The organism is Vibrio sp. A2-1, assembly GCF_021728355.1.
In the GTDB taxonomy this organism is placed as follows: Bacteria; Pseudomonadota; Gammaproteobacteria; order Enterobacterales; family Vibrionaceae; genus Vibrio; species Vibrio splendidus_K.
Genome location: NZ_JAKKCO010000004.1, coordinates 71,248 through 84,527, shown reverse-complemented (window position 1 = coordinate 84,527; position 13,280 = coordinate 71,248). Strand labels below are relative to the sequence as shown.

Sequence of the window (13,280 nt, the reverse complement as noted above, 5' to 3'; positions counted from 1 at the left end):
GACTCGCTGCAATCTTGTTTTGACTGCGCGTGACCAGACTAAATTGGACTTCCCTTTGAGGTACGGTGTTTCACATGCTCAACACATAAATATTCTAATGACCATGATAACCAGTACTCGGGCGTTCGTTCTGAGGCTGGATAACCATCGAGAAAGTTAATGGAAGCTTCAAGATATAAACGCATTTTATCGAGAGCAAATCTGTCGAGGATTGGTTTGGTGGGAACCGTCCTGATGCTCGAAGGATGTAACTCCGCATTGCTCGACCCAAAAGGTAGCGTTGGCGTTCAGGAAAAAGAGCTGATTATCACGGCTCTGTTACTGATGCTGATTGTCGTCATTCCCGTGATTCTGATGACCATCTATTTTGCTTATAGATACCGCGAAAGCAACACCACAGAAGAGTATGCACCTGACTGGGCGCACTCAACCAAGATTGAAATAGTGGTATGGACGATTCCAATCATCATTATCGCGATTCTGGCCACCATCACTTGGCGTTCAACACACGAACTAGAGCCTTCAAAGCCTCTGGTGAGTGACGTTAAGCCTATGGTGATCGAAGTGGTCTCTCTGGACTGGAAGTGGCTGTTCATCTATCCGGAGCAAAACATTGCGACGGTTAACTATGTTGCGTTCCCGAAAGATGTACCGGTGACGTTTAAGCTGACTTCAGACAACATCATGAACGCGTTCTTTATCCCGCGTCTTGGCTCGCAGATCTACGCGATGCCGGGAATGGTGACCAAGCTGAATTTGATCGCGAACCACGAAGGTGACTTCAAAGGTTTTGCATCGAACTACAGTGGTAAAGGGTTCTCTCAAATGAAATTCACCGCATCAGCCATGCCTGATCAAGTGGCGTTTCTAAACTGGGTGGAAAAAGTGAAAGCAAGCCCGGACCGTATTGAAGACTGGGAGCAATTCCGTTCTTTGGCTGCGCCGAGTGTGGCTGAACCTGTGACTCTGTTCTCCAGTATCCCACCATTTTTATTCACTGATGTTGTGACCCAGCACCCTGGTTCAATGAACTGTTTGCCGGAAACCCAAGGATAATCGTCATGTTTGGAAGATTAACTCTAGACTCAATTCCCTACCACGAACCCATTATTTTGTTCACGTTAACCATGATCGCTTTAGTGGGTGGGTTAGTGGTGTATGCGGTAACAAAAGCCGGTAAGTGGCAATACCTTTGGAATGAATGGTTTACTTCTGTAGACCATAAAAAACTAGGCTTCATGTACATTGCAGTCGCGATGGTGATGTTAGTTCGTGGCTTTGCTGATGCCGTCATGATGCGTAGTCAGCAATTGCTATCCGCAGCGGGTGAGACAGGCTATTTACCGCCACATCACTATGACCAGATCTTCACGGCTCACGGTGTGATCATGATTTTCTTCGTTGCGATGCCTTTGGTTATCGGCCTGATGAACATCATCGTGCCGCTGCAAATTGGTGCTCGTGATGTTGCATTCCCTTACTTGAACAACCTGAGCTTCTGGCTGTTTGTGGTGGGTATCATCCTAACCAACATGTCACTGGGCTTAGGTGAATTTGGTCGTACGGGTTGGTTGGCGTATCCGCCGCTTTCCGGTATTGAGGCAAGTCCGGGAGTCGGGGTCGATTATTGGATATGGGCGCTGCAAATATCCGGTGTGGGTACCACGTTAACAGGTGTGAACTTCTTCGCGACTATTTTGCGCATGCGTACTCCATCTATGCCAATGATGAAGATGCCAGTGTTCACTTGGGCATCTCTGTGTGCCAACATCCTGATCATCATTTCTTTCCCAATCCTAACGGTCACCATCGCGTTACTGACTTTGGATAGATACATCGGCACGCACTTCTTCACCAATGACCTTGGTGGCAACGTGATGATGTATGTGAATCTGATTTGGGCATGGGGACACCCTGAGGTGTACATCCTGATCTTGCCTATCTTCGGTGTGTTTTCCGAAGTGACTGCAACCTTCTCACGCAAAAAACTGTTTGGTTATACCTCGTTGGTATGGGCGACGATTGCTATCACTATTTTGGCGTTTGTGGTTTGGCTGCATCACTTCTTCACCATGGGTTCTGGCGCCAATGTGAATGCCTTCTTCGGCATCGCGACCATGATTATCTCTATCCCAACTGGGGTTAAGATCTTCAACTGGCTATTCACCATGTACAAAGGTCGTATCCGCTTCACCACACCAATGATGTGGACGGTCGGTTTCCTAATCACCTTTACTGTAGGTGGTATGACGGGCGTATTGATGGCGGTTCCGGGTGCGGATTTCATTCTGCATAACTCAGTATTCCTGATTGCTCACTTCCACAACGTAATCATCGGTGGTGTTGTCTTCGGTTGTTTTGCTGCGATTGGTTATTGGTTCCCGAAAGCGACCGGTTTCACTCTGAACGAGCTTTGGGGTAAACGCGCATTCTACTGCTGGATCATCGGTTTCTTGATGGCGTTCTTGCCGCTTTACGCTCTGGGTTTTATGGGCATGACGCGTCGTTTGAGCCAAGACATTAACCCTGAGTTCTTCCCACTACTGGCGGTTGCGGCTGCAGGTACGGGCGTGATTGCGATGGGTGTTGTTTGTCAATTCGTTCAGATTTACGTGAGTGTTCGTGACCGCGACCAAAACCGAGATCTAACGGGTGACCCATGGGGCGGACGTACTTTTGAATGGGCAACGTCTTCACCACCACCGTTCTATAACTTTGCAAAATTGCCTAAGGGCGATGAGATCGATTCGTTCTGGTATCAAAAGCAAAGTGGTGAGTTTGATCCAACTCAGGAAGAAGAATACGAACGTATTCATATGCCGAAGAACACACCAACAGGCATTTATGTGTCTGCATGGGCGTTGGCATTTGGCTTCGCAATGATCTGGTACATCTGGTGGCTAGCGGCAGCAAGCTTGGTGGGCATCGTGGTGACGTGTATTCAACATAGCTACAACGACGATGTGGATTACTACGTGGAAGTTGAAGAGATCAAAGCGATTGAAGCGGCTCGACGTGCACAGCTTGAAGAAGCAAAGAAACAGTCAGTGAAAGGCGACCATTCTGGTCGTGGTAACAGTGCTGACGGTGACAGTGATAACAACGACAATAAAGATGACTTGGAGACGACGTATGCAAGCTAATACTCCGTCACACACTTATGATCTTGCACACTCGCATGATCATCACCACGAAGCTGCGGGCAACAAGTTGTTTGGCTTCTGGGTTTACTTGATGAGTGACTGTGTCCTGTTTGCCACGCTTTTCGCGACTTATGCCGTGCTTGAGAGTGGATCAATTGCAGGGCCGACAGGTAAAGACATCTTTGAACTGCCGTTCGTGTTTGTCGAAACCATGATGCTGCTGTTCAGTAGTATCACCTTCGGTTTTGGCATGATTGCGATGAAGCGTAAAGACGTTACCGGACTGAAGCGATGGATAAAAGTCACTTTCGTTCTGGGTTTAGCCTTTATCTGTATGGAAGTGTATGAGTTCCATCACTTGATCGCAGAAGGTTATGGCCCTCAAGAGAGTGCGTTTCTTTCTGCGTTCTTTACCTTGGTTGGCACACACGGTTTGCACGTAACGTTCGGTCTTATCTGGATGGCGGTGGCGTATCACCAGCTTTCAACCAAAGGCTTGAACGATAACATGTCGATGCGTTTCCAGTGCTTAAGCCTGTTCTGGCATTTCCTTGATATCGTTTGGATTTGTGTATTTACTATCGTGTACTTAATGGGGGTGATGTAATGGAGCAGCATCTAGATAGCGGTGCAACGGATTATGTGAAAGGCTTTATTGCGTCACTGATTCTCACCATTATTCCGTTCTACATCGTGTGGGCACATGCGCTACCAAGCGCGGAAACTTATGTGATCTTGTTCGGTTGTGCGCTGGTACAAATCTTTGTCCACTTTAAGTACTTCTTGCACATGGAAGCGAAATCTTCCGATGGGCGTTGGAACTTGGTGTCACTGATGTTTACCGCCATCGTTGTATTGATTCTTATCGCTGGTTCGGTATGGATCATCTACAACATGAACGTCAACATGAAGTTGTAGGCTAGGGTATGCTGAAAAGATATCTGTCTATCACCAAACCGGGCATCATTTTCGGCAACCTGATTTCTGTTGCGGCGGGGTTCTTCCTCGCCGCAAAAACAGAACCTGCCAGCGCGATGTTGTTACTGACAACATTGGCGGGTGTGGGACTTGTGATTGCATCAGGTTGTGTTGTGAACAACATCTTTGATCGAGACATCGACCAGAAGATGAAGCGCACACAAAATCGAGAATTGGTTCAGGGCAACATCAATACAGACGTCGCGTTCGTCTATGCCTTGGTTTTACTGCTAGCAGGCACAGCGCTGCTGTTTCAGTTCGCTAATCCGATCTCTGCGGTCATGGTGTTGCTTGGCTATGTGTTTTACGTCTTTTTCTACACCATGTGGTACAAGCGTACATCGGTTTACGGCACTTTAGTCGGCAGTATCTCTGGCGCAGTTCCGCCATTGGTAGGTTACTTGGCGGTGACGAATTACATCAGCCTTGAAGCGGTTTTGTTGTTCGCGATGTTCTGTTTATGGCAAATGCCACACTCGTACGCGATCGCGATGTTCCGCCTTCAAGATTATCGAGATGCAGGCATTCCCGTGTTACCGGTGAAAGAGGGCGTCGACAAAGCGCATCAACACATGAAAGCCTATGTGGTAGCGTTTGGTGCAGTATCATTGGCGCTGTTCCTACTCGGGGAAGCAGGTTATGAATACCTCGCGGTGTCGGCGGCGGTTTGCTTTATGTGGACCAAAGTGACATTTCGTAAGGTCGATTGCCTCAACTATATCCAGTGGTCAAAGACAGTGTTTAAGGTGTCTTTGCTGGTGGTGATGAGCATCAGTGGTGTGCTTGGGCTGGAGTTGATTCCATTGCCTGCAATTTTTTGATTTAAGTTTGTCGTTGAACCCTCAATGTTTGAAGTCCGAGGGTTTGACGACTTTTTATTGTTTGTGTTTGTCGTCTGTCTTATTTTTCTTTGTTGTTCCCCCTTCAACTATTCAGCCTTGAATTACTTAGGTTTTCGCTATTACCCCTCAAAAATATCATTGAACCAAGCTTCTAATTGCTCGCGTTTATCTTGCGGTCCGTTGATGACGATTAAACGTTGTAAGCTTGCTTGATCCCAAGAAATGGTTCCTGTTGCTAGCGCATCGAACACGTCTAACTCTGTGATCAGAAGTAAATCTTCCTCGGTTGGCAATGTATCTCTGCCTGACACATCGACACCCTTCTCAAACTTCACTTGGCTGTAGTGACCTTTAATTGCTTCGAATAAGTTGAACTCAATTTTGTTTGGATGCTCTTTGCCAAGTGCTGCTTGGATTGCAAAAAGGCGGAAATGGTCAGGCTTATTTAAATTGCCAAATTCGTCATCTTGTCGTGCATTAATGATGTTGCCAAATACTTCGAGTGAGCCCGGTTCGGTGATCAAGCTAAGCCCAGTATCCTGATGTAGGCCGCAGGCAAAAACCAGAGATGAACTGAGTGAAAGTAGCAGAGCGAAACGTTTTAGCATCTAGAAACCTTAAATTGAACGAGTAAATTTCCCATCACGTCATCATTAAAGTTGATGTGAGCGGATGAGATTAAAAAACACACAATAAGCAATAAGCAATAAGCAATAAGGAAAAGGGACCACGAGGGTCCCTATATTTATCCGCTTGCTATCCTAGCGAGCCTTTAACTAACGTGCGTCAGTTAACGAACGATGAGCATGATCTCTTCAGGAGACATTGATTTATCGAAGTAGCTCATGAATAGGCCAAAGGCTTGAATGTCGCCATTCGAGAACTTAAACGCGCCAGACTGCATGTTGGTACCAATCACTTGCTGAGCATTTGGACCAGCCATCAAGATTTGGTTCAATACTTGACGAGAAGTGTTGATTTGAACATCAGCGCCTTCTAGTGCTGTTTCATGAAGCTGTGCAATGCCGTTACGAACTTCGATAGTGAATGATTCATTCGTATCAGAGAAGTTGTACGTTAGCGCAGTGTTCACATCTAGCGTGTTTTCTGCGATTAGCGTCGACGTCATCATATCGAAGATCTGCTTACTTGGTAGGGCAGTTAGTACGTCTACAGAAGCAAAGCTGATCATGTTAGAGAAATCACGAGTACCTTCTAGTTCAGCTGCAGCATTCAATGCCCAGTTGCGCCAGTTGATGTTCACTTGATCGGCAGACCATGCTTTGTAAGCTTGTGCTTTCAGTAAGCGTGCTTCCATGTCATCTTTGTTTACTGTGATTGGGTAAGAAAGAATCTCTGCTGCAAAGGTGTAGTTCTCTGCTTTCATCGCCGCTTTTGCTGTGTCGATGATGTTGTCACGACCGCCCATGATTTCTACGAAAGCTTTAGCACGCTGCTCATAAGCCATTGGCTCTAGTTGCCACGGATCGGCTTCGAAGAAACCGTTGTAGCCTACGTAAATTTGGCGAACAGCGTGTGCAACGGTACCGTAATGCTCACCCAACCAAGGGTGGTCGGCAAGGTGTTTAGGTAGCTTAACGACTTCAACAAGCTCGTCAGGTGTTAGACCCTTGTTCATGTGACGAATCGTTTGGTCGTGTGTGTATTGAATCGCATCGCGATAAGCGGTTAGTACATCGGCTACCGCTTCTTTACCTTCAACAGGGCGACCATGAGAGTTGATCATGATCTCTGTATCGAATTGACGCATTACGTCAATGCCTTTGAACCACATGCTCGGATCGCGGAACTTAGTACCACGAATCGTGTGTAGGTTCGGGAAGTTTTCACCCTGTAGAACCTCTGCTGCATGCAAAATTTTCTGTTCAGGTAGGTAAACCACGACTTCATCTTTAGTTTCAGACGGTACGTTCACGATTTGCATACGTACGCCAGAGATAGTGATGTCTAGCGTAGCATTTGCTTCAATAAGTGTGTTTGGTTCGATGAAAGAGATATCGCCTTGCATGAAACGTGGACCAAGACCATCGTTTACTGTGCCGTGTTCACCTTCTTCAACGTGTTTCGCGCCAGTGTAAGAGGTGCGGTGACCAAATAGAGTACCTAGGTTTGAAGACCAGTTTGCTACTGCTTCAGTTAGGCCTTCTTGAGCGATGATCTTAACTTCACCAGAAGCTACTTTCTCATCGGTTGTCCATGCACGAACACCAGAGATGTGGTCAATGTGGTTGTGAGAGTAAATAATCGCAGTGACAGGTTTATCGGTAATCTGGCGGAATTGCGCTTTTGCTGCTTCTGCCATTTGAACAGATTCGCCTGGATCGACAATGATGATACCGTCATCGCCTTCAATCATGACAGGAGTATCTAGGCCGAAACCGTAAGCTAAGTAAACATTGTCATCGACTTGGATAACCGCTTGGTCCATTTTACGACCGTGTTTCGTTAGCGTTGGATGTACGTGATCAGATTCTTCTGTGTAAGCCAGAGAGTCGCCCGTTTTCGATACAACTTGGATGCGCTCGCCTTTGCCCCAGAATAGGTTTGACTTGTGTTCGAATAGAACCTCGCTCTTGTAGCGAGCATCAAGGTCAATGTTTTGGTATTGCGCAGCATTTGCTGTCTGAAGTTCTTGGCCTATTTTCGATGTCGCTTCTACAGTTGGAGTTGCAGATGCAAAACTAGAAGCAAATAGAGCGCTCGCAACAGCAACAGGAAGTGCCATTTTTTTGAATGTATTAGTCATGGTAGTGACCTTATTTTGGATACAGGAATTGGATTTCTTGAGCCAAATGATAGAGGTGGGAAAGGTCGCTATCTACGCGCTAATAGGATATCGATATATCGTTTTTTCGATGATTTATTTATCTAATGATTGTAATGACGATTTATATTGATCTAAATCAATTAGTAAGTGGGGCTTGTAACAGATACAAAAATGCCCTGAAATTCAGGGCATTTAATTTGGAACTAATGGCTGTTATATAAGTGTTTACCGAGAACCTTAATACTTACCGAGAACCTCAGTACTTACCAAGCACCTAAGTATGACTTGTAAGATTGTAGGCGAACCGTTGCTGCGCCGATTACATCAATGAAGCCCCAGAACGGATGTGGTTTCTCAGCAGAAATCCAAGCCGCGCCAGTTGAACCTATAGGGATGTTGTAACCTTCAGGTTCGATGATCTCAAGTACGATAGTACGACCTAAACCATTACCGTTTCTTACCACGTGTTGACCGACGCTTTGTGGTCCCTGAAGCGGAGAAATACTCGACTCACCGGTACCTGCATTAAAGCTGTGTACTTTTGCTCGGAACACATGCCCTGGGTAAGCATCAACGAAGAACTCTGCGAAGTCTCCTACTTGAACATAGCCGTAAGTTTGGTCTGAAATACGCATCTCAAGGAATTTTTTGCTGGTGTTGTAGAGGTGCATGTTACCCATTACAGAACCTTCAGCAATATTCACTATCGAAACCTGACCATCAAATTCAGCCCTAATGGTTTTCTTCTCTTGCGCCCAATTTACTTTTTGTAGGTCGGCTTTTAACGACACAAGTTCAGCGTGCAGCACTCGAAGATCGGAGTCATACTTTTCTACGTCACGCATATTGAAGATTTCAGGTGACGTTTCAGCACGCTCTAAGTCGCGATTCATTTGCTTGATCTCTTCTTCTTTCTGAATAATTGAAGATTCGATCTTTGCTTTGTCGGCGGCAGAGTCAATGTCGACGAGTGTGTAAATTACGTCGCCTTCTTTAACCATTTGGTTGTGCTCAACAAGCACTTGGTCGATCTGCTGGCCAAAGATAGGTGACATCACCGCGTGTGGTGCTTTCACTGTGGTTGAGTTCGTTAAATCAACGGGTGCCCACAAGCGAGAGATAACCGCTAATATCGCAAGAATCGTTACACCGCCAATGGCAGCCCACGTGTAGTTTTTGAAGTTCTTCTTAAGTGCGCCTGTCGCAAACAGTGACCATACAATTAGGATGTATGGAATCATCATCTCTTTCATTATGCGACCTCTTTTTCTGTAGGGGATGGTTTTGTTGGAGCCTTTTCTTCTGAAGACTGTTCTTTTGAAGATTGCTCTACTGGAGACTGTTGTGTTTGAGACTGATTCGTTTGAGACGGCTCTGTTACCGATTGTTCAGGTGATACGTGGACTGCAGCTGTCTCTGTATTGGCCGCGTCTTGTTTAGGTTGTACACCACGGCGAATAACATCACTCAGTGATTGACCAATATGTTTCCAGTTCGCCAACGCGATAACCAACGCGATAACCCAGAATGTTTTGCTGATGAAGAGTCCGCAAAGTGACAGTGCAAACACGATCTGTACGTGAGCGCTTTTGTGCTCTTTTGCTTTATGTACACCCAGTTCATGCAACTGCCACATGCCGTAAACACCGGCTAATACCACAGCAATTGTCACTGAAAACAAGTAACCAGAGAAGTACTCCATCTGGAAGAAGTTCATCATCATTTCATTGGGATGGTTGTTGAATTGAGACATGTCGATGTCTTTAGAATGGATAGTGCCCAATGGTGCAAGAGCCCATGCACCAGCAAACATCACCGCCATAAACAGGCAGAATTTAATCAAGACCATAGCAACGGCCCAGATCTTCAGGAAAACGATTTTTATAAAGTTCATATCTCAACCTACATCAATAAGAAGAGAGAATTTGCAGCCTAGAAGTCACCTTTAATGACATCTTAAAAAGTAGATGTTTATTATGTGGGTAGATTGGTGCTCATAATAAACAAAAGTAATAGATGACATTTAAAGTGATATTGCTCAGTCCAGACAACCGATTCTCGGTATCAAGAAGCGAATATGCTCCTCTACAAATCAATCTCTATTATTTGTCAGCAGACGTAAATTAGATGGCTATGAGGCGTTCGAATTAATATTCGTGCGGCTTTTCAGCGACTGTCTTTATTACGTGTATTACCTCGGCAATCGAGGGGCTCTTCCATGACAATTGACATACCAAAGTAAAACATTTGTCAGTTTTCTGTTTGGGCTGATAATTGATTTGTTAGCAGGATAATAGGAAGAGTTTTGACCAGTATCTACCCAGAATTACGATTTGATAATATCGTAATTACGATTAGTAGTTATAACTCTAAATCGGTAGGTCGATTTATTTGAAAAGGCTCATATAGACATAGAAAACATTGTTCATTAACTTGGTTTGGATCAAGGAAATGATTAATAAAATCATCAGTAAGTAATTTATTGAAATTGATATTTTTACACATTTTTTACACTAGAAAGAGTGATGGATATGAATGATGAAATATATATGACTGATAATAAGTTTGGTCCGTAAAGGGAGTTATTCACTGAGTATTTGCAAGCTATATTAATGATATGTCAAATGTATGAGTATAGTTGTTAGAAAAGAAGTCTTTGTTGAATGTTGAATTAAAAATATTGTAGCTATTATTGGTCAAATGTATATCCCAATGCGTTGAACAAAGTGTCATGAAAAGCGAGACAATTGTATGTTCTATCGTTTTTACGATAGCATAGTATTTATGGTCGCCTAATGAGTAATGATATATGAGTAATGATATATGAGTAACGACATCCCCAACTTCAACCTACTTGCCGTGTTTTCTGCGGTGATGGAGCAGGGCAGTTTAAGTAAGGCCGCGGATCAACTCAGTACCAATCAATCGACCATCAGTACCGCATTAGCACGCCTAAAAAAAGAGATTGGCCAAGAGCTTTTTGTTCGAAAAGGACGTGGTGTTGTGCCCACATCCTATGCCCAAAGTTTGTATGAACAGATCAAAGCGCCGATCAATGAATTGAATGGCGTGTTTCAATCGATGGCTAGCTTTGATGAGCAAGTCTCTGAACGTAAGTTTGTTATTTCTTGTCCCGAACATCTTCAGTGGGTACTGCTCGACAGCTTTGCGGCGCTTCCCAATCAAAATTTGTCGCTAGAAGTCTTTGATCAACCAGACAGTGATGATCGCATCTATGAAGATCTTTTGACGCAAGAGTTCGATGCCATGATTGAGATAGTGGTTCCTGAACACCCAAGTATTGCGAGTGAAACCCTGTATCAGGGAGACTTTGCCATCGTGTGCCGTTCGGGGCACCCTCGCATTCAAGGTGAGATCAGCGAAGCGCAGTTCATGAGTGAAAAGCATGCCGTATTAGACAGAACGCGACGTAAAGTTCGCAGCTTGAGTCATTATACTTCTTTGGATTTAACCAAACGCAAAATCGCATTTCACGGACGGTCGCTGTTTAGCAATATTTTGCTGTGTAGTCAGTCGGATTATATCACGGTAGTCCCACTCTCTATGGCTCTGCAGTTCCAAGAGAGGCTCGGCTTACAACTCTTTAAGCCTCCTTTTGATTATGAGCAAATGTCTCACTACCTGATTTGGTTGAAGAAGCAGAATAGCGACCCTGCTCATAAATGGTTCAGAGAACAAGTGATTAATACGTCTGATGCAATGTCGAAAACTCTTAAAGATAGGCGTTTACGGTTTTAGTTGAGAGTCTAACTCGAAGGGAAGTATTGGCTTCCCTTTTTTGTGTCATTGAGTTCGATCTAGCCATAAAACTCATAACAAAAAATTATCATATTAAGAATTTTTGATAATTTCCTTAGTTCCTCGCTGAATCGTATTATTTCACTCAGAGATTAGTGGATAACCTCCACTCAAAATAATAATGGCGCCATGTTTGTGGTGCTAATAAGGGCGAAATATGAAATTCCTACACACAATGATCCGAGTTACTGATTTAGACAAGTCTATCGAGTTCTACACCAAGGTATTGGGAATGACGGAACTTGAACGCCATGAAAACAAAGACTACCGCTACACATTGGTTTTTGTTGGCTACGAGCAAGGTGGTACGACGATCGAGCTAACGTACAATTGGGATACGAATGAGTACGAGATGGGCAGCGCGTTTGGTCATCTGGCATTGGGTGTAGACGATATTTACGCAGCATGCGACAAGATCAAATCGCTAGGTGGTAACGTCACTCGCGAAGCGGGTCCAGTGAAAGGTGGTTCAACTCATATCGCTTTTATTACTGACCCAGACGGCTACCAAATCGAACTGATTCAACTAGGTTAATCGAGGATATAACAATGACAAACGCATTATTTCAACCAATTCAACTGGGTAATATTGAGCTTAAAAACCGTATTGTTATGCCTCCGATGACGCGCTCACGTGCGACGCAACCTGGTAATTCAGCAAACGACATGATGGCAGCTTACTATGCTCAACGCACTTCTGCAGGTTTGATTATCGCTGAAGGCACACAAATTTCACCTATGGGCCAAGGCTATGCTTGGACTCCGGGTATCTATTCTGATGAGCAGATCGCTGGTTGGAAAAAAGTCACCGATGCAGTACATGACAAAGAGGGTGTTATCTTCGCTCAACTTTGGCATGTAGGCCGTGTAACACACCCAGATAACATCGGCGGTGAACAGCCAATCTCGTCTTCTGCACTTAAAGCAGAAAACGTAAAAGTATTCATCGATAACGGCACTGATGAGCCGGGTTTTGTGGATGTGGTTGAACCTCGTGAGATGACGAAACAAGACATCAAAGCAGTGGTTGAACAGTATCGCCAAGCGGCTTTGAATGCGATTGAAGCGGGCTTTGATGGTATCGAACTTCACGCAGCGAATGGTTACTTGATCAATCAATTTATCGATTCTGAAGCAAACAACCGCAATGACGAATACGGTGGTTCAATTGAAAACCGTTTACGTTTCCTTGGTGAAGTGGTTGAAGCTATGGTTGAAGCGATTGGTGCTGACCGTGTTGGTGTGCGTCTTGCTCCGTTCACATCGTTGAATGGTACGGTTGACGCTACGCCAGTAGAGACTTACACAGCAGCGGCAGCACTACTTAACCTATACAAAATTGTTTACCTGCACATTGCAGAAGTCGATTGGGACGATGCACCTGAAACGCCAAAAGCATTTAAAGCGGCAGTTCGTGAAGCTTACGATGGTGTCCTCATTTATGCGGGTAAATACGATAGCGAGCGTGGCGAAAAAGCCGTTGCTGAAGGCGTAACTGACATGGTTGGTTTTGGTCGTCCATTCGTTGCTAACCCAGATTTACCTGCTCGCATTCAAAATGGTTACCCGCTAGCGGCGCACGATCCAAACACATTGTTCGGTGGTGCTGAAAAAGGTTTAACGGATTACCCAGAATACGCAGGCTAAAAACAGCTGCCTGAAGCAGAGTATTGAGATAGTATCTTGATCCTGTTGAATGTTTATAAAAAG

Annotated in this window: 12 protein-coding genes; 8 read left to right on the top strand and 4 right to left on the bottom strand. The window is 44.8% G+C overall.

The window, feature by feature from the left end; all coding sequences use genetic code 11:
• The first annotated feature begins 159 nt into the window (after window positions 1–159).
• From cyoA to cyoE, 5 genes are read left to right on the top strand one after another with little or no spacing between them, the layout of a single operon-like run.
• Window positions 160–1,056, top strand: coding sequence for a ubiquinol oxidase subunit II (cyoA, locus tag L3V33_RS14875; protein WP_237290724.1), 897 nt, complete (start codon window positions 160–162; stop codon window positions 1,054–1,056).
• Window positions 1,057–1,061: 5 nt separating this feature from the next.
• Window positions 1,062–3,143, top strand: a complete 2,082-nt coding sequence (cyoB, locus tag L3V33_RS14870; protein WP_237290723.1) for a cytochrome o ubiquinol oxidase subunit I — start codon at window positions 1,062–1,064, stop codon at window positions 3,141–3,143.
• A complete protein-coding gene (gene cyoC / locus L3V33_RS14865; RefSeq protein ID WP_010439790.1) occupies window positions 3,133–3,750 on the top strand; it encodes a cytochrome o ubiquinol oxidase subunit III in 618 nt (205 codons plus the stop codon). The genes cyoB and cyoC overlap by 11 nt, the downstream gene beginning before the upstream one ends.
• Window positions 3,750–4,061: a cytochrome o ubiquinol oxidase subunit IV gene (gene cyoD / locus L3V33_RS14860; protein WP_052879838.1), complete on the top strand. Its 312-nt coding sequence runs from the start codon at window positions 3,750–3,752 to the stop codon at window positions 4,059–4,061. Before cyoC ends, cyoD begins: the two co-directional genes overlap by 1 nt.
• 8 nt (window positions 4,062–4,069) lie before the next feature.
• Complete coding sequence (cyoE, locus tag L3V33_RS14855) at window positions 4,070–4,942, top strand: heme o synthase (RefSeq protein ID WP_237290722.1); 873 nt, start codon at window positions 4,070–4,072, stop codon at window positions 4,940–4,942.
• A gap of 140 nt (window positions 4,943–5,082) precedes the next feature.
• Here cyoE and L3V33_RS14850 read toward each other — a convergent pair whose 3' ends face one another.
• From L3V33_RS14850 to L3V33_RS14835, 4 genes are all read right to left on the bottom strand, one after another.
• On the bottom strand, window positions 5,083–5,571 hold the full coding sequence (locus L3V33_RS14850; protein WP_237290721.1) for a hypothetical protein: 489 nt from the start codon (window positions 5,569–5,571) through the stop codon (window positions 5,083–5,085).
• Window positions 5,572–5,753: 182 nt separating this feature from the next.
• Window positions 5,754–7,730 carry an alkyl sulfatase dimerization domain-containing protein gene (locus L3V33_RS14845; protein WP_237290720.1) on the bottom strand — a complete coding sequence of 659 codons (1,977 nt, stop codon included), beginning with the start codon at window positions 7,728–7,730 and terminating at the stop codon, window positions 5,754–5,756.
• A gap of 284 nt (window positions 7,731–8,014) precedes the next feature.
• Complete coding sequence (locus tag L3V33_RS14840) at window positions 8,015–9,004, bottom strand: biotin/lipoyl-binding protein (RefSeq protein ID WP_171314722.1); 990 nt, start codon at window positions 9,002–9,004, stop codon at window positions 8,015–8,017.
• Entirely contained in the window at window positions 9,004–9,645 is a 642-nt protein-coding gene (locus L3V33_RS14835) for a magnesium transporter (protein WP_237290719.1), read from the bottom strand. The genes L3V33_RS14840 and L3V33_RS14835 overlap by 1 nt, the downstream gene beginning before the upstream one ends.
• Window positions 9,646–10,574: 929 nt before the next feature.
• Between L3V33_RS14835 and L3V33_RS14830 the strand changes: the two genes are divergently transcribed.
• The 3 genes from L3V33_RS14830 to L3V33_RS14820 all read left to right on the top strand — a co-directional run bounded on the left by L3V33_RS14830 (window position 10,575) and on the right by L3V33_RS14820 (window position 13,217).
• Complete coding sequence (locus L3V33_RS14830; RefSeq protein WP_054546694.1) at window positions 10,575–11,510, top strand: LysR family transcriptional regulator; 936 nt, start codon at window positions 10,575–10,577, stop codon at window positions 11,508–11,510.
• Between the two features lie 217 nt (window positions 11,511–11,727).
• Entirely contained in the window at window positions 11,728–12,105 is a 378-nt protein-coding gene (gene gloA / locus L3V33_RS14825) for a lactoylglutathione lyase (RefSeq protein WP_054546693.1), read from the top strand.
• Between the two features lie 14 nt (window positions 12,106–12,119).
• Window positions 12,120–13,217: an alkene reductase gene (locus tag L3V33_RS14820; RefSeq protein WP_237290718.1), complete on the top strand. Its 1,098-nt coding sequence runs from the start codon at window positions 12,120–12,122 to the stop codon at window positions 13,215–13,217.
• The last annotated feature ends 63 nt before the right edge of the window (window positions 13,218–13,280 follow it).

What these genes read in the sequence shown, in the direction of transcription:
- cyoA (WP_237290724.1), top strand. Translation starts at nt 160, where the DNA reads ATGGAAGCTTCAAGATATAAACGCATTTTATCGAGAGCAAATCTGTCG.
- cyoB (WP_237290723.1), top strand. Translation starts at nt 1,062, where the DNA reads ATGTTTGGAAGATTAACTCTAGACTCAATTCCCTACCACGAACCCATT.
- cyoC (WP_010439790.1), top strand. Translation starts at nt 3,133, where the DNA reads ATGCAAGCTAATACTCCGTCACACACTTATGATCTTGCACACTCGCAT.
- cyoD (WP_052879838.1), top strand. Translation starts at nt 3,750, where the DNA reads ATGGAGCAGCATCTAGATAGCGGTGCAACGGATTATGTGAAAGGCTTT.
- cyoE (WP_237290722.1), top strand. Translation starts at nt 4,070, where the DNA reads ATGCTGAAAAGATATCTGTCTATCACCAAACCGGGCATCATTTTCGGC.
- L3V33_RS14850 (WP_237290721.1), bottom strand. Translation starts at nt 5,571, where the DNA reads ATGCTAAAACGTTTCGCTCTGCTACTTTCACTCAGTTCATCTCTGGTT.
- L3V33_RS14845 (WP_237290720.1), bottom strand. Translation starts at nt 7,730, where the DNA reads ATGACTAATACATTCAAAAAAATGGCACTTCCTGTTGCTGTTGCGAGC.
- L3V33_RS14840 (WP_171314722.1), bottom strand. Translation starts at nt 9,004, where the DNA reads ATGAAAGAGATGATGATTCCATACATCCTAATTGTATGGTCACTGTTT.
- L3V33_RS14835 (WP_237290719.1), bottom strand. Translation starts at nt 9,645, where the DNA reads ATGAACTTTATAAAAATCGTTTTCCTGAAGATCTGGGCCGTTGCTATG.
- L3V33_RS14830 (WP_054546694.1), top strand. Translation starts at nt 10,575, where the DNA reads ATGAGTAACGACATCCCCAACTTCAACCTACTTGCCGTGTTTTCTGCG.
- gloA (WP_054546693.1), top strand. Translation starts at nt 11,728, where the DNA reads ATGAAATTCCTACACACAATGATCCGAGTTACTGATTTAGACAAGTCT.
- L3V33_RS14820 (WP_237290718.1), top strand. Translation starts at nt 12,120, where the DNA reads ATGACAAACGCATTATTTCAACCAATTCAACTGGGTAATATTGAGCTT.